At 37.8% G+C, this 20,459-nt stretch carries 19 protein-coding genes; 8 read left to right on the top strand and 11 right to left on the bottom strand.

All coding sequences use genetic code 11. From position 1 onward, the window contains the following. Positions 1 to 18 precede the first annotated feature (18 nt). The gene (locus R2S08_RS26175) at positions 19 to 1,485 is read right to left on the bottom strand and encodes a PLP-dependent aminotransferase family protein (RefSeq protein ID WP_316837889.1); all 1,467 of its coding nucleotides are present in this window, start codon (positions 1,483 to 1,485) and stop codon (positions 19 to 21) included. 548 nt (positions 1,486 to 2,033) lie between these two features. Here R2S08_RS26175 and R2S08_RS26170 point away from each other — a divergent pair. Next, entirely contained in the window at positions 2,034 to 2,852 is an 819-nt protein-coding gene (locus R2S08_RS26170; protein WP_316837888.1) for a hypothetical protein, read from the top strand. 59 nt (positions 2,853 to 2,911) lie between these two features. Here R2S08_RS26170 and R2S08_RS26165 read toward each other — a convergent pair whose 3' ends face one another. Further along, positions 2,912 to 3,271, bottom strand: coding sequence for a hypothetical protein (locus R2S08_RS26165; protein ID WP_316837887.1), 360 nt, complete (start codon positions 3,269 to 3,271; stop codon positions 2,912 to 2,914). A 407-nt stretch (positions 3,272 to 3,678) separates the two neighbouring features. Here R2S08_RS26165 and R2S08_RS26160 point away from each other — a divergent pair, with 407 nt between their 5' ends. The 5 genes from R2S08_RS26160 to R2S08_RS26140 all read left to right on the top strand — a co-directional run bounded on the left by R2S08_RS26160 (position 3,679) and on the right by R2S08_RS26140 (position 7,042). After that, positions 3,679 to 4,203, top strand: coding sequence for a MauE/DoxX family redox-associated membrane protein (locus tag R2S08_RS26160; RefSeq protein ID WP_316837886.1), 525 nt, complete (start codon positions 3,679 to 3,681; stop codon positions 4,201 to 4,203). Between the two features lie 119 nt (positions 4,204 to 4,322). After that, positions 4,323 to 4,949 (top strand): hypothetical protein, encoded by a 627-nt coding sequence (locus R2S08_RS26155; RefSeq protein WP_316837885.1) that lies wholly within the window; start codon positions 4,323 to 4,325, stop codon positions 4,947 to 4,949. A gap of 163 nt (positions 4,950 to 5,112) precedes the next feature. Continuing rightward, positions 5,113 to 5,604 carry a MauE/DoxX family redox-associated membrane protein gene (locus tag R2S08_RS26150; RefSeq protein WP_316837884.1) on the top strand — a complete coding sequence of 164 codons (492 nt, stop codon included), beginning with the start codon at positions 5,113 to 5,115 and terminating at the stop codon, positions 5,602 to 5,604. 93 nt (positions 5,605 to 5,697) lie between these two features. Continuing rightward, entirely contained in the window at positions 5,698 to 5,928 is a 231-nt protein-coding gene (locus R2S08_RS26145) for a hypothetical protein (RefSeq protein WP_316837883.1), read from the top strand. Between the two features lie 55 nt (positions 5,929 to 5,983). Beyond that, the gene (locus tag R2S08_RS26140) at positions 5,984 to 7,042 is read left to right on the top strand and encodes a hypothetical protein (protein ID WP_316837882.1); all 1,059 of its coding nucleotides are present in this window, start codon (positions 5,984 to 5,986) and stop codon (positions 7,040 to 7,042) included. Between the two features lie 24 nt (positions 7,043 to 7,066). Here the strand turns inward: R2S08_RS26140 and R2S08_RS26135 are convergent, their stop codons facing one another. The 5 genes from R2S08_RS26135 to R2S08_RS26115 form a co-directional block, all read right to left on the bottom strand. Next, positions 7,067 to 8,620: a thioredoxin family protein gene (locus R2S08_RS26135; RefSeq protein WP_316837881.1), complete on the bottom strand. Its 1,554-nt coding sequence runs from the start codon at positions 8,618 to 8,620 to the stop codon at positions 7,067 to 7,069. 10 nt (positions 8,621 to 8,630) lie between these two features. Further along, positions 8,631 to 10,025: a RagB/SusD family nutrient uptake outer membrane protein gene (locus R2S08_RS26130; protein ID WP_316837880.1), complete on the bottom strand. Its 1,395-nt coding sequence runs from the start codon at positions 10,023 to 10,025 to the stop codon at positions 8,631 to 8,633. 10 nt (positions 10,026 to 10,035) lie between these two features. Further along, entirely contained in the window at positions 10,036 to 13,221 is a 3,186-nt protein-coding gene (locus R2S08_RS26125; protein WP_316837879.1) for a SusC/RagA family TonB-linked outer membrane protein, read from the bottom strand. A gap of 264 nt (positions 13,222 to 13,485) precedes the next feature. Next, the gene (locus tag R2S08_RS26120; protein WP_316837878.1) at positions 13,486 to 14,610 is read right to left on the bottom strand and encodes a FecR domain-containing protein; all 1,125 of its coding nucleotides are present in this window, start codon (positions 14,608 to 14,610) and stop codon (positions 13,486 to 13,488) included. A 133-nt stretch (positions 14,611 to 14,743) separates the two neighbouring features. Next, the gene (locus R2S08_RS26115) at positions 14,744 to 15,316 is read right to left on the bottom strand and encodes an RNA polymerase sigma factor (RefSeq protein ID WP_199079725.1); all 573 of its coding nucleotides are present in this window, start codon (positions 15,314 to 15,316) and stop codon (positions 14,744 to 14,746) included. Between the two features lie 681 nt (positions 15,317 to 15,997). Between R2S08_RS26115 and R2S08_RS26110 the strand changes: the two genes are divergently transcribed. Beyond that, positions 15,998 to 16,240, top strand: a complete 243-nt coding sequence (locus tag R2S08_RS26110; protein WP_316837877.1) for a helix-turn-helix transcriptional regulator — start codon at positions 15,998 to 16,000, stop codon at positions 16,238 to 16,240. Positions 16,241 to 16,242: 2 nt separating this feature from the next. Here the strand turns inward: R2S08_RS26110 and R2S08_RS26105 are convergent, their stop codons facing one another. Both R2S08_RS26105 and R2S08_RS26100 read right to left on the bottom strand, forming a co-directional pair. Then, the gene (locus R2S08_RS26105) at positions 16,243 to 16,416 is read right to left on the bottom strand and encodes a hypothetical protein (protein ID WP_316837876.1); all 174 of its coding nucleotides are present in this window, start codon (positions 16,414 to 16,416) and stop codon (positions 16,243 to 16,245) included. A 2-nt stretch (positions 16,417 to 16,418) separates the two neighbouring features. Continuing rightward, positions 16,419 to 16,991, bottom strand: a complete 573-nt coding sequence (locus R2S08_RS26100; RefSeq protein WP_316837875.1) for a zeta toxin family protein — start codon at positions 16,989 to 16,991, stop codon at positions 16,419 to 16,421. A 173-nt stretch (positions 16,992 to 17,164) separates the two neighbouring features. Between R2S08_RS26100 and R2S08_RS26095 the strand changes: the two genes are divergently transcribed. Further along, entirely contained in the window at positions 17,165 to 18,466 is a 1,302-nt protein-coding gene (locus tag R2S08_RS26095; protein ID WP_316837874.1) for a DEAD/DEAH box helicase, read from the top strand. Here R2S08_RS26095 and mazG read toward each other — a convergent pair whose 3' ends face one another. Next, entirely contained in the window at positions 18,467 to 19,273 is an 807-nt protein-coding gene (gene mazG, locus R2S08_RS26090) for a nucleoside triphosphate pyrophosphohydrolase (RefSeq protein ID WP_133777854.1), read from the bottom strand. A 57-nt stretch (positions 19,274 to 19,330) separates the two neighbouring features. Further along, positions 19,331 to 20,443, bottom strand: a complete 1,113-nt coding sequence (locus tag R2S08_RS26085) for an AI-2E family transporter (protein ID WP_133777853.1) — start codon at positions 20,441 to 20,443, stop codon at positions 19,331 to 19,333. Positions 20,444 to 20,459: the final 16 nt, after the last annotated feature.

Raw genomic sequence — 20,459 nt, 5'->3', positions numbered from 1 at the left:
CAAGATAACAAATTGGGTTCAAATCTCCCTGGAATTAAACTTTTCTTTGATCAGTTTAGCCGGCTCTTCTGCTTCCTTTACGTCCCAGGTACCATAGCCCAGCCGGATATTGGTTACGCCGGTTCCCGGCATTTGACTGCCCAGAGGATAGGGGATTTCGATACCCTGATTTTCAATAGCCTGCATATAACCCAACAGACTTTCAGCATGTCCAAATTCAAGCCAAAGGCTTAAGCCGCTATCCGGAGTATAGATCTCTGCAATTCCATGCAGGTAATTTTGCATCTCCATACTGATTTCGTACCGGTGGATTTCTTTCGCCATTCTGGCTTTTTTTGCATATTTCCAGAGTTCTCCGCTCCGTAAAATATCTGCAATCACTTTCTCTTCAATAATGTTCCGGTAACGGAATGGCTCCATGGGTACCTTTTTCAGCAGCGCAATAAATTCTGCAGCTGCAGCAATGACCCTGGTGTTTTGCATATAAGGAGTCAGTAAGCTCAATACGCCCAGATATATCACATGTCCTTTGTGGTTGTATCTCACCAATGGGATATAGGGCTGGGGTTTGTACCAGAATTCATGGTATTCATCTTCCTCCAGAAGATAGAATTGATGTTCTTTGGCAAGACCAATGAGTTGTCTGCAAATTTCCGGACTCAGGTGGTTGTTTTCAGGATAACCACATTGAGGACGTACATGGAGTACCTTGATTTTTTTATGCTGCAGCAAGTCCGATAGTTGATCTATAAACCCTGGGTCTACAGTGCTCATGGCTATTGTTTCTGCACCAGATCTGTTCAGTGCTTCCTGGAGAACGAGGTCTTGAGGTGCTGTGCTGATGGCAGTTTCACCCGGTTCTATCAGTACGTTAAGTAAAGCATCGAGGCTTTCCCGTCTGCCCATGATCACCTCTAAAGATTGCGGATGGAGGTTAAATCCGCGCATCACATTAAAGTGGGTCAGGATCGCATCCTTAAAATCGAAGCCTTGGGCATCGATAACCTGTTGGATTTGTTTTACGTTTTGATAGCGTTTGGTGTGGTACCGCATGTATTTGTAATACAAGCTTACCGGGAAATAGTAGGGGCTGGGGATGTCAAAACCTATGGTCGTAAAGTTTTGCCTTGGTTTTTCCGGGTCCAGCGGTATTGGAGTAGGTGATCTTAGTCTGATCGGCAGACGATCAATAGCTGCCGAAGCCGGATGAAGTGGATCATGGCCCGGATAAGTAGGGGATACAAAAATACCCTTTCCAGGCTGTGCAATCACCCAGCCCTGTTCCTGGAGCTTATTGAATACACGTAAAATGGTATTTCTGTTGATGCCGTTTAACTGGGCAAATTCCCGGTAAGGCGGTAAATAGGTGTTAGGCAGTAAAATACCTTCCTGTATGTTTTCAATAATGAATTCATACACTTGTGCCATGTAGAATCCTTCCGCCAGACCAGGTATTTTCCACAATTGAGCGTCTATTTTTGTCATTTTTTTGAGATGAGATTAACTTAATTTTTTTAGCAAAGTAAGAAGGACTGATTGGTAAGTAGGGAGGATCGGAAACTGGCACAGTACATATAATTACAACTGGCCTAGTAAAAAGTGATTTTCGAACTAGAACTTTACGTTGTGTTAAAATAGCAAAATTTTGCTGAATAGGCTAAGTGAGAAAAGAAATTACACTCATTTTTTAGAGATTAAAGTTAGGGACTTTATTTTTTAGAAAAACAAGACTCTTTTAATTCATGCAGACCAGAATGGGCCGTGGTATTATCTAAGGGAGGTGATGCCCGGCCCTTTTTATAAGCTTAAAGTTAATTGATTTAATTACAGACCGTAACAAGACCAGGAATGGTCTGGTCTTCGTTCGTATTCAGGGCAGAGTTAGTCCGGAGTTAGTCCGGAGTAAGTCCGGGTTTTTACAGGAAAACCCGGACTTACTCTGCTCTGACTGGGTATTAACTCAGGAGTAAATAGGAACCAGGATTGAACCATGCCGGAACATAGTATATCCTTTAACCAAAATATAAATCGAAATGGCAAGATTTGATGGAAAACACTTAAGGGGCCTGGTAGGCCCAACAATTTCAAAGGTACATCGGGGCAAACAGATTATACAATCAAAAGCGGTAACTCCTAAAAGTGCCCGTACTAAAGGTACAAAAAATGCCGCAGAAGTTTTTGGCTACGGGAGTAGCCTTGCTTGTGCAATAAGAAAAGCGTTTAACACGGTTGTTGCTGGTTTTCATGATGGAGATATGAACACCAGGTTTCTTACAGAAATATTGCAGTCGTTGCGCCAGGATTTAGATGAGAAAACAAACCGGGTGATTTTGGAGGAACTTAATTTTTCTGCACTGGATGGTTTTGACTTCAATCTTTGTTCTCCGTTGAAAAAATCCTTGTTGGTAAAGCCAGAAGTGACGGTTACAGGGAATATTTTACAGATAGAGCTCCCGGAGCTGCAGTTGCCGCAAGACTTGAAATTCCTTAAGGGTGCTACATATTGCAGATTGAACTGTACCGTGGTGTCTTTCGATCTTAAAAATGAAAGGATGCTGCTGCAGGAGGTACATACCGCAGATATCTCTTTTACGGATAAAACCTTAGCGCCACAACAATGGACATTTGAAACAGAGCCGGGTTGTTTAACGGTGCCAGTTTTGTCATTAGGTTTTATGAAGCATAAAATGGGAGGCCTGGTGATTATAAACAGTCAGAAATTTAGCCCGGCGGCAATTTTAGAGACGGTGTTTAGCAGCGGAGAAATCGACGAAGCAAAAACAAAAAAATGGCAGAGGATGAGATTTTCTCCAAAGTACATAAAACGGAAGTCGATAATTTACGAAGATTAAATTTTAGTCTCTCTTTTTAATAGATGCATTAAAAAGAGAGACCAAAACCCTATCTGTTTTTAATTTTTTTTTGCCTCAGCAGCGTCTGTCTTCTCTTGCTCTTTTGCAAGAAGGAGATCGTATTTTTCTTTCGATATCCCGCTACATTTTAGTGCAATTTCTTGCTTTTGACTTTCTGGATAATCCAAGTTGTTGATGATCTTTCTGACCATTTTTTTTCTGCTTCTTTTTTTAGTGGTTTTTAAGGCCGCATAAAAACCTGAGGTATATACATCCAGGTTTTCCAGTGGAAGGCCACTTTCTGCAAACTGTTTTGCGATTTTATCTATCATCATTTTTTCCTTTTGTTCTCGCCTTAGGTCTTTTTTTAATCTTTCAAGAATTTGCCCTTTGATGGGAGTTACTCTAACACGTATCATTTTTTTGAATTTAAATTGTTTCTGTGCGTAAAATTTGGGGCGTTCTGTTTTTCAGTAAACCAGCTAATCTGGCGGGCGGATGATCAGGATGTATTTCTGGTTCATATTATGGGTTAATTAATTTTTTACGCTAAAATTATTAGTTAGCAAAACTATGTATTTTAGTTCTAAATGCAAATAAAATTGTAAATATTTTTATTATTAAGATATATAATATATTGTTACAATATTTTTAGGTTTAATCATTAAATCTGCTGTGTGATTTGTTGAGTGCTATGGTAGGAAATATGTTTTGGTGTCAACTTACTGGCACAGTAGTAATTAACTGAACTGGCATAGCTGCAATTTCATTCCAGTTGTTGAATTTTATATAGAATTAAATTAACAAAAATTAGTGGATACTATAAATGAAAACTCAGCTGTCAATAAACTTTCTTCGGGGAATTATCATCCGGGGCTTTAATTTTAGGAAACTTAATGATTTTGAATTTTTTGTATTTAAACGAAAGAGGTCGTATAACCTGATTATAGGCTTAATTTCGCTGCTCTTTTTTGCATTGTTTCTCTATGCTGGCCTGAGCGCACTTTTCAATAGTGATCAATTTAGGACTCAGATGTCCAGGTTGCCGGTACTTGGAAATTATGCCGGTATTCTGGTATGGTTGATTCCGGCTTGGGAGCTCTTGATTTGTATAGCACTGATCCGCCCAGGAAAAAGAAGGTTTGGTTTATACGGTTGTCTGGCCTTAATGACTTCGTTTTCAGTCTATATCATGGTTGTACTGAATTTTAGTTCGGTTATGCCTTGTAGTTGCAGTAGTATTTTATCTGCATGGGATTGGGAAGAACAACTGATCTTTAATGTGACTGGCGTAATTCTGGCCGCAGCAGGAGTTTGTTTGCTTTCTGTGAGTAAATATTCTCATGATTAGAATATTGGCCTAGTGCGTATTTGCACTGCTGGCCTAGTAAAAAGTCTTTTTCAACACAGAACTTTGTTGCAGCTATACAGCAAAATTTTGCCATATACAACGCCCCTCAATTTACACCTATGAATTACTATGCAGAAGATTATAAAAGGGAATTGATCACCCGATATGTGCTGCCTGCTTTCGGACAGCTCGTCAGTGCTGAAGAAAGCAAGATCAATGAAATTGTGAAGCGATGTAGGCTTCACAATGCGGTGAAATACCAGCAGCTGGAAAGTCCCGGCCCAGGATGGGAGGGACATTTGCTGTTTTCTATTCAGGCCATGGTACATAGCTACTATTATAGTATGGATAAAAGTTGCAGGTATGGTACCAATATCTGGAGCAAATGCAGGTTCATATTTAATGATTCCGGATTGCTGGATGGCGAACCGAGAACTGATTATATAGAGATACTGGAGAGTGGGGAGGTGTTGTCGATCAGCTATGCTGATCTGCTGGATTTGATGGAGTATTATCCTGATATCAATAATGCCATTCGGATATTGGCAGTTCGGCAAGGGGTACAGTATCGTAAACGTAATGCTTTGTTATTGCAGTCGCCGATGGAACGGGTGAAACAGTTTGTCGCTGAAAATCAGAGTTTTATTTATTGCACCAGTCAGGAGGTTCAGGCCTTACATGTAAATCTGACCAGGGTAGGCTATGTGCGGCAATTGGAAAAGCTGAACAGCTTAAAATTAATCTAAACCATTTTGAAAGCGATTATTTTTCTATGGTGTTGATCCTTAGTTAGTAAGGTGTATACCTGTATACAGCTGAAATGTATACAGGTATACAATTTTTCTGTATATGGGTATATAACACTGCCTTGCTTTTCCTAGCGAAATTTGGGTAATCAAAGTAATTGTTATGAACTCTAAGAAAATGAACTTTATATCTGACTGTTGTTTTAAAATTCTCGCAAATAGGGGCAAGATTGGCCGTGGTGTAATCGTAGAAGTTATATCCGGCCTTTTTTTCTTATTGTTCCTTTATGCAGCAACCAGTAAGTTAATGGACTATGATAAATTTCAGATCCAGATCGGCAAGTCTCCAATCTTGACAGATTTTGCCGGGGTGTTGGTTTGGCTGGTGCCAGCTGTTGAGATTGGCGTTTGTTTGTTGCTGATCTTTCCACGAACTATTATGTTGGGCTTGTATGGTTGTTTGTTGTTGATGGCCATGTTCACGGCATATATTATAGCCATTTTGAATTTTAGTGATTCGATTCCTTGTAGCTGTGGGGGAGTACTGGCGGCGATGAGCTGGGAGCAGCACCTGGTGTTTAATGTGGTGTTTTTGGTGCTGGCCATTGTGGGGATTCTTTTACAGTCTAAAGTAGTAGAAAACAAGACTCTGTAAGGAGTTTATATAAAATATTCTTTGCGCAATTTGAATCAGGAGATGCCAAAAACCTGGAATAGAGTAGGCACTTAAACAAAAAACCTTAGTAAAATGAAAAAATTATTCTTTGCCGCAGCATTGGCTATTGTAGCCATCGGCGCCGCTAATGCAACTAATTATTATCTTGCTGGATCCAGCACTCCAATCGCTTGTAACTCTGGAACTAAAACCTGTGCTTCCTTTATCGGAGGTAGTACTGTATATAAATTTCCTGCTTCAAATCCAAATGGCCAAGGTGCACCAGTTGATCCAAGTGAATATGCTTTGGAAAAACATCTGTAACTGATAAATTAAGAGCTATCTGTTATTGGATAGCTCTTATTAATATAATTCTGAAATGAGGAAAACTATATTTTATATTGTTGCTATTCTTATAGCTTGTTTATTAATATTCAAAATTTGGACTAAAAATCAGAATAATGCAAAAAATTCATTTACCAGGAATTTTACAGATATGAAGATCAAAATGGAAAATGTCCTTGATATACCAAATCCATTATTTTCTTTTGCTGGAAAGACAACTGAAAATATAATATTAGGAAATTATTCTGATCATTTTAATTTGTTCAAAGTCGATTACTCACTTAATCGGCTCGATACCCTTTCAATAAAGTTTCCCGCTAATTTTAATGTTAATTGTCACAATATATTTAATGATTTTCAATCGCCAAATATATATTCTGGAAATACAATGGGTGATATTTCTGTTTCAAATAAATCTGGAACAGTATTGTATAAAGTTAAGGGAGTATTATTTGATGACCTGAAGGGAATTTCCAATAAAACAATTGTTGTCAGGGCACGTAATGATTATGGGCTAGAACAGAATCTTGCTCTAATGAAGTTGAAGTTATTAAAGCAAGTCAAAATAGAAAAGACGTTTCCCCTGCCTAAAGTTGTAAATGGAATTTTTTCTAATGATGGTTGGTTGTTTTATGATCAAAAGTATTCCAGAATACTTTACATGTACTTTTACAAAGGAGAGTTTCTAAGTTTAGACACTAACTTAAATCTGGCATACAAAGCAAAGACGATTGATACAGTAAACGTAGCAAAAATAAAAGTGAGTATTTTTAGTACGAAAACAGCTGATGGCAAAACAGTAAAGAAGATTACTCCTACAACGCCACCACTTGTTGTTAATGATTTTATAACAACAAGTGATGAATACGTTTATATTATTTCGCGCTTAAAGGCAGATAACGAAAAACAATCTGACTTTGCTGAGAATCAACCGATAGATGTGTATAGCATAAAAGACGGAAAATACTTATACAGCTTTTATATACCAAAATACAAAGGGAATAAATTATATCAGTTTAAAATAGTTGGAAATAAGATTTTAGCAATTTTCGAAAAGAATTTGATTACATATAATTTTAAAGGAATAAGTTGAGAGAATAAATGATAGCTATGAAAACTATTTAGAGGAATAGCTGTATTGTTTCTGATCTATTAATTCGTTGATCTTATTTATGAGCTCAGACTTATCAAAGATCCTTGGTTGATAGTAAATTTCACCATTCGAATTTACTAGCATTAGATATGGTGCCCCACTAACACTATAATACTTCAGAAATGGATGGCTTAGACCAATACCAGAACCGGTATTGACGTTAATTATATTAGTGTTATTTATTGATGTATAAAGATTCGATTCAAGTCCCTTTTTCCAACTTTCAGCCTTGTCGTCAATATTTATACTTAAAAGAACAAAGTTTTTGTATTCTCTAATTTTTGGGTAAATTTCTTTTTCAAAATCCTCGTGAAACATAGCACAACCACGGCAACCTAAGAACCAGGTGTCTATCAGAATAATTTTTCCCTTTAATGTTTTTAAATCAAACTTACTCCCATCAAGAGCATAGAATTTTGATTCGATTAATGAAGACTTACCGGATATTTTGCTTAATTCATTTATTTTATTTTCAATTGCTCTCTTTACATATGGAATAGAAACATCCCTAAGTGCCTTTTTATATATAGAATCTCTATAATTTTCACTAGAAGATTCTAGATCGTGAAATACAACATTACTAAAAATACATTCACCGATTAATCTATCCCTAATGCTACCGGTATAGTTATTTTTAATTGTGTCATAAAGTGAATTGATTTTTACCTTATCAGACTTGCTATTCATCTTCAGTTCTAATATCAGCCGTGACGATAATTTACTTAGATATTTTGGACATAGCTCAGCAATGGGATTAGGATCATTAAAGAAGAGGTTTTTATAGTGTAGGTAGTTGCTGATTATTTGAGTAGAGTAATTTTTGTTGTTTGCGTAAAGAATTCCTATTCTTAGTCGCCAATCGTCATAGTATGAGGCGAATTCGTAACTAAGAATAGTTCTAATTTGATTGGTGATTTTTGTATGTCTAATTAATTCTTGTTTTTTTGATTCGAACTTTTTTACTAGCCTCACCAATCTTTTTAATCTGCGAGTTAACTCATCTGGATTTGTGAAAATCATAGATCCATTATTATCTATTTTTGTCGTTAGGTTCAGTTCAGTATAATAATCATTGAAATATTGTTTATTTAATTTCTGAGCTAAATTATATTTATTCATGCCAATACCTGTACATACAATTGAGTCTGCACTTTCATCGATTACGATTTGCATATAAATATTATCTTTCGGTTCTGTATAATAACTATTGCTCCATAGTAATTTAGTCCCATCATTGTTATAAATACTCATACTTATCTTGTATGGTTTATTAAGATCAGGTAATTCGAATTGAAAATACCCTGAATTATTTATTGTAAAAGTTGAGGAATGATGTCCTGTCGGATCAAACCCATTATCAGAATTGTAATCGACAACAACTTCCTGATAGATATCTTTTTTAACTAGATCTTTTATCCTTCCTGAGAATTTGATTGTATTTTGGATCTGTGCAATGCAAGTATTACAACATATAATAATCAATAAAATTACTTTTGTATAGATAATTGCTTTTTTCATAAGAGGTTGTTTAATAACCATTGTTTTGTGTGATATTATGATTCCTATTCAATTCTTCTTGTGGAATTGGGTAGAGAATAGCGGTGGGTTTCCAATGAGATTTGATTGAACCGAGTAAGATTTCTGCTCGCTTGGTCCTCTTTATATCAAACCACCTGTGGCCCCATTCAGAAAAGAGTTCAACCCTTCTTTCTTTTTCAACTGCTAGCAACGCTGCTTCTTTAGTCAGGGTACTAGTAAGGGCTGGAATAGGGTTTGGAACATCTGTAGTTGGTTCTGGTCGTGCTCTATCTCTTAATAAATTTAAATCTGTGATTCCCAAATCTATTGATCCATTATTAATTCTTGCCTCCGCCCTAATGAGATATTGTTCAGCTAGACGTAAGACCATCGAATATTCCGTAACAGTTGCTGAAAACTTGATTTTGTATTTGTAAGGATAGTAATATGTAGAAGAACCAATTGTTATGCTATTTGTCCATGAAGTTCTTCTTTTGTCATTTATTTCAAATCCATTTTGAACCAAATTTTTACTTAAGGATACAGCAGTCGGGGTTGTATTAAGAATAAATAGAAATCCATCTTGAGTATTGCTGTTTGCCGTTGGCATAAGTTGCCAAATAGCTTCCTTACTATTTGCTGAGAATACAGAATTTAAATCAACTAAGGCATATGTGTCCTTTTTAGCAATTACGATGGATGCATACTTTTCTGCATTTTTCCAATCGTTTAAATATAAATATGTTCTGGCCAGCATTGCCTGTGCAGCGGATTTATTTGGTCGGACTCTCTCTGTTGTAGGATAAGAATCAGTAAGCAGATTTTCAGCAGCCTTTAGGTCTAATAAAATTTGATCATAAATTTGTGAGACTGATGCCCTACTGGAAACCTCCGTTATCTTGTAATCTGTGGTGAGTTGTAGCGGAACAGGCCCATATAGATTAACAAGATAAAAGTATGCAAATGCTCTGGTAAACAAGGCTTCTCCCTGGATCTGCATTTTTATCTGTGGAGTTACCCCGTTTTGATTTGCTAATCCTTCCAGTATAGCATTGGCTGAATAGATAGATCCATAAGGTCCAGAGTATAATAACTGTGGCCCTAAAAGATCAGCATTGAGCTGATTTTCATAAAAAGGAAGCGTCCCGGCGCTGTAACCAAATAACTCGTCTGAAGAAAGGCCGGATAGACAGGTAACACTTAGATTTCCACCGGAAGCGTAGCTGTTGGAGAAAGCCATTTGCGCGTAGATACCTGTGACGGCAGAAATTGCTTGATCGTCATTTTGAAAAACTGTTTGTTGTACTAAGCTATTTTTTGGCGGGCCAACGTCGATAAATTTTTTGCAGGAAATTTGAATTAGAATAGTGCTTAATAAAAGTATTTTTAATTTAATGTGTTTCATTTTAAATGGGTTAGAATGTAACATTTAGTCCCATTGTCACTGTACGCAATGGTGGAAGATTAAAAGCTGATGATTCTGGGTCGAGCCCAATATAATCTGTTAACGTAAATATGTTTTGACCTTGCAGGCTAATAGATGCACTGTGTATTTTTAGAGTAGACAACCATTCCTTCGGTAAGGAATAGGCTAATGAAACGTTTCTTAGTCGTATGTACGAAGCATCTACTATCGTTAGATTTCCTTGAGTTGCCACTTTTACATTTTGAAGCGTATTGGCAATAGTTGTACTGAATTTCTGAATTAAGGTTTCATCTCCAGATTGTTTCCATCTGGTAAGTACTTCAGATAATTGATTATTAGGTGAACCATCGAACCAAAATCCAGGAGCATAAGAATTTAGGTTTCTATAGCTTCGGCCGGTTTGTTTAGTGAAAGAAAAAAGAAAGTCTAAATTAAAATTCTTATACTTAATAGAATTGCTAATCCCACCGTAGTAGGACTGACCTATAAATTTTGTCAAGTATCGATCCGCATTATCGATAGTTTTGTTGCCATTTTTATCCTCTATAACATATAGCCCAGTTTGTTTGTCTACCGTTACATTATAAAGCTTTAGTATTGATAATGGTTCTCCTATTTGATAATTGATTGCATCTGCTGTGTTTTCTAGTCCAGGATAAGATACAAGTTTGTTTTTGGGAATAGTCAGGTTCATGCCAATAGACCAGAGTACATTCGTCGAATTTGTGATTTTAATATTTGTAGCAAATTCCCATCCCTTGTTTTGTACTATGGCGGGAAGGTTCGCTATGATACCAGCTAATCCAGTACTTAGAGGGAGAGGTTTTAACAGTAGCTGATTTGAAGATCTATTCCTGTAATAGGATATTTCGACATTCAATTTGTCTTTAAAAAAAGACATTTGAAGTGCGGTCTCTAATTTTCTATTTGTTTCCCAAGCAAAATTGGCGTTTGGAGCCCCGGCAGCTGAAAGTGTAGAGCTACCCTGGTATGTGCCATAGGTATTAATATTCCATAATTGAAGATATCTATAATCTCCAATCTGATCATTGCCGGTGACTCCGTAACTAGCGCGTAGCTTCCCAAAACTCAAAAAGGGTAAAGCCTCTTTTACTGACTCTTCTTCGGAAAAAATCCAAGCACCACCTATAGCTCCAAAATTAGCAAATTGTTTTCCTGGTCCGAATCTGCTTGACCCATCTCTTCTTGCGGTTAGATTTATAAAGTACTTATCACTTGAATTATAATTTAATCTTGCAAAGACAGAAGAATAACGATATTTGGAGGAGGCATTTTCATTTGCAGTAAGTAAGGATGCAGCATTAATATTTTCCATTAAATCATCACTTGCAAAATCCTCAGCACTAATTGTACTCAATTGATAATCATTGTCCTGCAAACTCGTTCCTAATAGAGCATCCAGATTACCTCCTATTATCTTTGCTTTATAGGTAATCATAGGTTCAGCTATCCAATTGTTTGTGTGATTATTTGAAAAATAACTTACTCTTTGAGCTGATGAATAAATATTGGCTGGTGAATTCGATGCTAACGGATATTTAAGGAGTTCTTCTCTTCTAATGGTTGTGTAGCCTAATGAAGTTTTAATAATAAGATTTTTTAAAATTTTATAACTTAAAATTAAGTTCCCTATCAGATTATCTGTTTGTGCATTGCTAGTTTGGAGCAGATTGGCCATAGGGTTGGTGTTGAAAGTATTGTCGGCCCAATTAATCTTTCCATATTTGTCATATGGGTCAGGAGCATTTGGTGGTAATAGGATAAAATTTGTTAAATCGGTGCTTAATAAATTGCTATTTGTATGGCTGTAGTTTGCAGTAAAACTTGAGTTAAAGCGATCTTCATCAGACCCCGTGTTTATACTTGAGCGAAGACTTATTCTCTTCAACCCAAAATCCCCAGGGAAAACTGTCCCTTCGTTATAATAACTTCCGTTAATCAGATAGTTACTTTTAATTGTGCCGCCACCTATGTTTAGAGATGCGTTAGTAACAGGGGCATTACTCCCTATCAGGTATTTCTGCCAGTTGGTATATTTTTCTTGGTCCCAAGTTCCATTTATATCATAGTCTGTTGGACCCGGCTCTAATCCATCATTCTTAAATGCTTCCTTACGCATTTGTAAATACTCTTGGGTATTAAGTACATCTACATAATGCCCTAAATGACTGATCCCTTTGGAGATTGCTATATTAATTTTCGTGTTACCAGCCACACTTTTTTTTGTTGTAATGAGAATTACCCCATTTGCCCCTCTGGAACCATAGATTGCTGTAGCATCGGCATCTTTAAGAATCTCAATATTTTCTATATCATTTGGACTAATTGTTGCTAAAGGGCTAGCTCCATTACTTCCCAGAAGAGATCCGGTGCTTTGACTAGAAATCCTTGTTGAAGGATATGTCACCCCATCAATAACATATAATGGATCATTACCACTGTTTATGCTGTTTCTACCCCTGATTTGTACCGAGAAGCCACCACCAGGTATACCTGTTTGCTGCGTAACTTGAATCCCTGGAATTGTTCCCTGGAGTGCTTGCAGAGGATTAGAAACAGGCTGCTTGCCAATCGTTTCCGCCGTGACCTTAGAAATAGACCCGGTTCTTTCTCTGTCACTAACCATGTAATACCCTGCATTGATCTGAACTTCATTTAGTATACTTTCATCTTCTTTTAAAGTAATACTAAATGGTCCTGTGTTAATAGGAGAGAAGCCGATCTCTGTTGGCTTGTAGCCGAGGAAAGATATAAGCAATACACCACTTGTCTCTTTACTCTCTATACTAAAGTTTCCATCCTTGTTAGATAAAACAGCTGTCTTGGTATCCTTTATTCTAATCGTTGCCCCCGGAAGTGGGTTGCCTTTTTCATCATTTACTTTCCCGAATAGTGTAGTGTTTTTAAAATGGCTGATGACCTTGTCCAGGAGTGAGGGTGTTTTCTCCTTGATCACAATGTTGTTCTGCCTGATTGTATACGTGAGGGGTAAACCACTCAGCGCTTTGTCCATCACCTGGTCAAGTGAGGCATTGCTAAAATCCGCGTTGATTGTTCTGGCGGTGTTTAACTTCCCTTCATACCAAACCACATTATAATTGGTTTGCTTCTTAATTTCTTTGAAAAGCTGTTCAAGGCTTACGTTTTTATTCACATAGTTCAGCTTCTGGCCAAATGTAGCGGCACTCAAGTGTAACATAGTTCCTAAAAGAATGACGGTGGTTAAGCGCATTAGGAATAGGATTTTACGGACATGACAATTCATGTCCAATATTTTGGAGTAAATTATATACATTTGTTTTAGTCTGTTAAGTGATGATCTCTAATCGGTTGCGAGACAGGCTACTGGCTGGAAGTGGGCAAACACTTCTAGCCTTTTTTGTTGGTTAGTTGTATTGTGTCGGTTATAGGGTTGCTTTTATTTCTTTGAGAGTACGGTTATCCTCCTTCCTTCCACTTTAAAGTGGACTTCTTCTGTGAGTTCCAGCATGCATAGAACTTCAGATACGTTTTTGAATTTCGAGATTGTTCCACCGAATCGTTTATTGCTGACTTGAGGATCTGAATAGACCACATCAACATTATACCATCTGGCTATCTGCTGCATTATATTTTCCAAAGGTTCATTCTTAAACATGAAATCGCCATTTTTCCAGGCTACTGCAACTTCTGTATCCACCGGAGTTACTTTGATCTGGCCATCGCTAAAACTGGATTGTTCTCCGGGTTTCAGAATGGTTTTAGCGTTTACTTCTACGCTTCCTTCTAATAAAGTTGTTTTTACAACAGGATCATTTGTATAAGCACTTATGTTGAAATGTGTACCAAGAACTTTGATTTCCTGCTTTGCTGATTTTACGATAAAGGGGTGCTTTTTGTTTTTAAAGACCTCAAAGTAGGCTTCACCGCTCAAGTTAACGACCCGTTGCCCACGCCCCGTGAAGGTAACAGGATAGCTAAGACTTGATGCGGCGTTGAGCCATACTTTGGTTCCATCGGGCAGAATCAGTTGGTACTGTCCGCCCTTTGGGGTAGAAATGGTGTTTGTAGAGGCATTAATTTCGGATACCTGATTTTCGATGATTTGATAGACCAATTGGCCATCGGCTGTTTTAGTGATTTGTACGCCGCCTTGTTTACTTAGTTTGCCGTTTTTAACGTCTGTTAGGTTAATGGTTTTTCCGTTGCCGAGGGTCAAGGTTGCTTTGTTACCACCTGCAGGAATATCGTTGGCATAGTTTGCGGGTAAGCCTTGATTGGTGCGGAACCAGAAGGTTGCAAAACAACCCAATACAACAAGTGCTGCTACGCTTGCTGCAATACCTATTGTCCAAAGTTTTCTGACCGGTTTTTGTATTTTTTGTTGCGAACGCAGGGATTGTAAAGTCTCTGATTCAAGAGTGGAAAGATCAATAGAGGTTTTTGGTTCTTCCTGCGCACCAGCGGCTTTGATGTACCAGGTTTCTGCCTGAGCTCTTTGCTCTGCAGATGCGGTATCATCCAGGTACGCTTTGATCAATCTGCTTGCTTCCTCGTTTTTCATTTTGTTATTGCCCTTTTACAATTATGGTTTTATACTAGTAAGTAAGTTAGCTCGGGCGCTTGTGTAATGCGATATGAAGAAAAAGTTAAGAAAATGTGAATTTAATTTTTGAACACAGATTCTTAGCGCTTTTTCAAGGGAATAAACCAAATAGAATTGTCCCCAGTTTAGAACGCAGGATCTTTAGCGCGTTGTTCATTTGCTTCTTTACCGTATTATCTGTAATGTTTTGTTCGGCAGCAATTTCTTTGTAAGACAGGTTTGCTTTACGGCTGAGTTCAAAAACTTCACGCATCTTTTCTGGCAGCGAGGCTATTTCTTTTTCAATGAGCTCTTTCATTTGCTTTTCCCGGATCAGATGATCGGTAGTGGAGGATTCATTGCTTTCTATAAAACTTTGAAGTGAGGAGAGATAATCTACTCTGACTCTGTTTTTGTCGATCAGGTTAAAGACTTTATAGCGTAACACGGTATATAAGTAAGCAGATAGAGAGGTTTTGAGGATTAGTTCTTTGCCTTCCAGCCAGAACAAAGAAAATAAGTCTTGAACAAGATCTTTTGATTCCTCATCGTTGCGGAGCATTTTTCTGCAATGTTGAAATAAAATGGCCCAGTAACGATAGTAGATCTGTTCATAAGCCTTTCTGTCGCCGTTCTGAAAAAGAGCCAGCAGTTCAGTGTCCGGAAGGTTTTTATAGCTGTCCATTGCTGTAGGTATTACTTCTTTGCGTGTCTGGAGTACCTTTTAAAGTCTTATTATAATGGAAGTTATAGAATTCGTTTGAAAAATATAACATGCCCCTTGAATTAGAGTAAGGGGTTGTTTTCTGGCTTTCTTTCCTATCCATATAGTTGATTTCATTAATGAAAAAAATACGTAATACGTCGCTAATATATTTAGTACGTAAAGCTAATATATTTAGTATTAATATTGGTAAATTATTTATTAATTTATTTTTTGTATTTGTAAGATAATATGAATAAAGTGAACAGGCCTTGTTCAGGTGGGTAGTCAATGCAGTGGCATGCCAATCCCAATGAGGCTGAGAAAGGCCCTTTTTAGTATTAGGAAAGGTGTTGTAATGTACCATTCTTAACTACTTAAATTTTTAGAAACTGCTATTGAATGTATATACGATGAATCGTTTTCCATGGTTTTTAAAGGGATGCAAAATTTTGGAAGGATAGTTTTGAGTTTCTGTTCATTCAACTGGTTAAAGCTGAGTTCAAAGGCTGTTTTGATTTTACAGCATCTTTTGCCGGAGCGATATGAACTCTTTAGGCTGACTGACATTATTTAAGGCGTCTGGACAAATATAGTAGAAAATGTTATAAAGTCAACAAATATGTTGACTCAATTTTTTGGTTAAATCTTCAATTTGCGTTGATGAATGACATATCTGTTCCTGATTTCAAGAAAAATCTTGGTCAACGCATAAAACAATTGCGACTCGGCCTAGGACTTACTCAGCAACAATTGGCTTCAAGAATGGGGTATAAGGATAAACAAGTGGTGAACCGGTATGAAATGGACGGTGCGAACCCTACGGCTTATAGTTTGATGCAGATTGCAGAGAGTCTGGAGGTTTCTTTGGATGAATTGATTGATTTCAGTAAGCTGGAGGAGTAACTTTATTTGTTCAATGTTTTTAATAATTCCTTTGCAGGAACAGATTTTACCTTTCCTTCATTGTCTGCGATAACTAAATGCTCATTTTTTTTAGCACTATTAACAACTAAGGCATGTACCGCTTTATGTATACCAGCCATGATTTTATCACTAAGCTCAATATTTTCTGGTTTCATATTCATATACTTTGCTTTTTTATTGTATTCCAAATATCGTCATTAAAAATTAATTCTGAAGAGTTATATTCGCCTCGCGCAATTAATTGAGGTTTTTCAGTAGTATTATTAACTACCATCCACAAATCGCATATGGGTATATATAGTGAAAACAAATTATGAATTCCCCTAAAATACCTTCTTTCAATTACATTAGATGGAATATTGTGACCGCCTTTATTCACTCTAATAGCAACTCGTGCTTTTGCTTCCTCAGTCGACCTCAACCAAAAATAAATCAATGTGACTTTATATTTGAATGTTCTGGCTTTTCTAATTAAAGAAACGTAACTTCTGGTAGAAAGTGTAGTCTCAAAAGCGAAATCTTCTCCTTCTTCTAACAATTGGTTAATCCTATGCAACATAATCCTACCCGCCTCAAACGCTACTTTTTCAGGATTAAAAGGGGATAGGCCAGCTGCAATACTGTCAGCATTCACAAATTCTTTGCAATTAAGGATCTCCGGTAATATGGTATAACTTGCTGTTGTTTTACCCGCACCATTGCACCCTGCTATTATATATAGATTAGGCATTTAACTTTATTTATTATTGGGTTTTCTGATGTTCTTTATAGCCTTTAATTGTAAAGATAATCATAATAGGACAATAACAGTTTACGACTACTGTGAATATGTGTTGATACAGTCTTTAAAAATCACAGGGTTATTTTGCGTAACTTTGCAGAATTATTATAAATGTAGAAACTGTGTCGTTAGATAAATTAAAACTAAGTAAAGGTCTGGTAACAGCAATGACTGATGCCGGATACTTAACCCCTAAAGAAATCCAGCTGAAAACCATGTCCAGAATTATTGGTGGACAAGATATTATTGCTGTTGGCCCTGAAGGCGCAGGTAAAACAACTACCTATGTACTTGCTGTTTTATCTAAACTGAAATACACCAAAGATGATGCACCTAAGGTCTTGATCCTGGTTGCTGATCAGGAGCGGGGCGATGCTGTAATTGATCAGTTCATTTCTCTAAGCCGTAACCGTGACCTGAACATTATGGGCTTGTTGGGCACAGGAGGTTTAGAATCTGATGTAAATGAATTGGCTTTAGGTACAGATATCGTAGTGGCTACACCAACAAGAGCCAGAGCGGTATACCTGAAACTGGGTTTGAACTTAAGTAAACTGCAAACTTTTATTGTGGATGATGCGGCTCAGATTGTAAGTCAGGGCATGCAGCTGCCCGTTGCAGAACTGGCCAGAAGCGCTGGTAAATGCCAGCACCTGATCTTTACGGAAGTGGTTCACGATAAATTGTATAAAATGATTGATCAGTTTATGAACTTCCCTGCATTGATTGAAGTAGAAGACTTTGGTGATAAAGCGGAAACTGTTCCTCAAATGCTGTATCACGTACCAAATTATAAAACAAAACTTCATTTATTGCATACCCTGTTAAGGGACGATGAGGTATTTGATAAAGTAGTAGTTTTTGTGAATTCAAGATTAACTGCACAGAAACTGGTTAAAAGTCTGGAAAGTCAAAAAGAAGGGGAGTATGCGATGCTGAAACCTTTACACTTTGATGAGAGCGGCTTTGATGATTTTGGTGATTTTAAAGAAGTACCTGAAGCCCGTGTATTGGTGGTCGCCAATGAGGGGTGTCCGGAATTGGATCTGGAAGGTATTTCCTTTATTTTCCATTTTGAACTGCCGGAAACGAAGGAAGTGTTCCTTAACCGCATTTTGAAAAGACCAACTACGGAAGAAATGGTGGCCATTACTTTTTCAACGGATCTGGAACTGGCTCAGGTTAGAAAATTGGAGCAGGCCATTGGACAGAAGTTTGAACAGATGGAACTTCCGCAAGAGGTGCAGATTGTTACCCCTCCGAAATCTAAAAAAACAGATAAGAATAAATATCTGTCTGAAGAGGAAGACGAGAACCCCCGCGGTGGAGGTGCTTATCATCAGAAGAAAGACAGCAATTCAAAAAATTACAACTATGGAATTGGTCAGAAAGCTAAAATGACCATGAAAAAGAAGCACAGCTAATTAGAGCTGTTTCGCTTCATTCCAATAAACATCCATTTCGGCAAGTGTCATATCCTGTAGGGCCTTGCCGTTTTCTTTGGCCTTGCTTTCCAGGTACTGGAATCTTTTGATGAACTTTTTATTGGTTTTTTCCAGTGCATTTTCAGGGTTGATATTGATAAAACGTGCGTAATTGATGAGCGAGAACAGCAGGTCTCCAAATTCACCCTCTGCCTTTTCTATGTCAATAGCGCTGTTGTCTACGACATTAAATTCTGCCTTAAATTCTTGTAGTTCTTCTTCTACTTTTTCCCATACTTGGGTTTTATCTTCCCAGTCAAAGCCTATGCCTTTTGCTTTTTCCTGGATACGGCTGGCTTTAACCAGTGAGGGCAGGCCTTTAGGTACGCCGGCCAGTACTGATTTATTGCCTTCTTTTAGTTTAAGTTGCTCCCAGTTACGTTTTACATCGGCTTCGTCCTGTACGACTACGTCGCCATAGATATGCGGGTGTCTGCTGATCAGTTTATCACAAACGCCGTTGAGTACGTCTACAATGCTAAAATCATTGGTTTCTGAAGCAATCCTGGCATAAAAAACCAGGTGCATCATAACATCGCCAAGTTCTTTTTTGACTTCTTCCAGATCGCCTTCCAGAATGGCATCAGACAATTCATAGGTTTCTTCTATGGTTAAATGTCTGAGGCTTTCCATGGTTTGTTTTTTGTCCCATGGGCATTGGGTTCTTAACGTATCGAGTACGGTTAATAGTCTTTGAAAAGCGGAAGAAGGGTCGGCTGCAGTAACTGGGGGTATGTTATTGGGCATTTTATTATAAAATTTAATGACGTTAAAGGTAATCATCATTATGATAATATCCTTTTATTAGTCTTTTTCTTCCAGTTTTATCTTTTTGGTGATCCGGTAAACCCGGCGCTTTTTCTTCTCATGTTGTTCTTCGCCTAGCAGGATAGCCCAGGGCTTTAAGGGATCAACACGTTCAAAGATGATCTTCATCATGGCAAGATAGGGGATGCAAAGGAACATACCAGGGATACCCCAGATCATTTCACCCACTACAATCCCCACAAAGGCAATAAGGGCATTGATTTTTACTTTTGAGCCCACCACTAAGGGCATTAAAATATTACCGTCGAGTGCATGTACGCCAATGAATGTGATCAGCACCAGCAATACTTTGGCGCCACCAGCGGTAGCGAAAGTAATCAGTACACTAATGGCCAGGGCGGTAAAGATACCCAGGTAAGGGATCAGGTTAAAAATACCGGCCACCAGACCTAATAATATGGCGTATTTAACACCCAGAAGAGATAATATACCCACCATAAGTATGGTTACAATCACCATTTGCAGAAATAACCCGGTGATGTATTTCTTGATGATGTACTGGATTTGCTCAATGATGTCTTTTACTTTATCTGCATGTTCTTCTTTAAATACAGAGGTTAAAAAGGTAAACAGGATCCTTCTGTAGTTTAAAATGAAGAAGGTGAAGAGTAAGATAAAGGAGAGAAACAGCATGGTGGACGATACCGTAAGCAAGGTTGTGCCTAAGACCGTAGCGCTCTTAGCCAGTGCTCCGGTAGCGGTGTCATTGATATATTTGAGTTGCTTTTCTGCGTCTACGTGGAACGTATGGTTGATCCATTCCTGTGCTTCATGAAAGGTATTGGTGACTTGTGTTTTTAACAAAGGCCAGTCTTGCCAGAGATCGCTGAGCTGATTGGCGAAAAAATACATGATACTGCTAATGGCAAACAGCATCACCACCACAGAAACGATGGAGGAAAGACTTCTTTTAAACCGGAGTTTTTTTTCCAGGAAATTGGCCAGCGGAAGCAGGAGCAAGGCCAGCAGGAAAGAAAACATAAATGGGGCAAGGATGGTTTCTCCTAAAATAGCGATATAAATAAGACTGATGATGGAGACCAGTACCATGGCCAGTTTGGTGTGGAACGGTAGAGAGATGTTTTTCATGCGTTATATCCTGATG

The sequence above is a fragment of the Pedobacter nutrimenti genome, assembly GCF_032678445.1.
GTDB lineage: Bacteria > Bacteroidota > Bacteroidia > Sphingobacteriales > Sphingobacteriaceae > Pedobacter > Pedobacter nutrimenti_A.
The sequence above is the reverse complement of the archived record's forward strand: the minus strand, read 5'-3'. Positions and strand labels throughout refer to the sequence as shown.